General features: G+C 53.7%; 1 protein-coding gene. It reads right to left on the reverse strand.

Annotated features, from left to right (window positions below; genetic code table 11):
* On the reverse strand, positions 1–402 hold a 402-nt coding region (locus QEH52_RS20280; RefSeq protein ID WP_308952780.1), incomplete at both ends, for a reverse transcriptase domain-containing protein.

The following is a 402-nucleotide window of genomic DNA, read 5'->3' on the forward strand; positions in this document are numbered from 1 at the left end:
GAAGCGGAAGCTCAAGTAGTTCAGCTCTTTGACAGGGCGAACCGCGCTTTTCTCGCGATTGATCTCTAGCCCCAGTTTGTTCTCGACGAACTCACTGAGGCTAGCGAAGACACGATGTGCGGCACGTTCGCTTTTGAGCAGAACGACGAAGTCGTCCGCATAACGGACGAAACGATGCCCCCTCGCCTCTAGTTCTTTGTCTAGTGCATCGAGCACTAGGTTTGAAAGTAGAGGTGAAAGAGGGCCGCCTTGCGGCATCCCCTCTGGTGTTGTGTGATAGGATCCTAGTTCGATATAGCCCGCTTTTAAGTAGCGCTTAATCAAGCGCACGACAGGGCCATCCCCATCGAGACGCTCACGTAGTGCTTCCAACGCACGCGCTTGCGGGACTTTATCGAAGAA

The organism is Thalassobacterium maritimum (assembly GCF_031127805.1).
Taxonomy (GTDB): domain Bacteria; phylum Verrucomicrobiota; class Verrucomicrobiia; order Opitutales; family Coraliomargaritaceae; genus Thalassobacterium; species Thalassobacterium maritimum.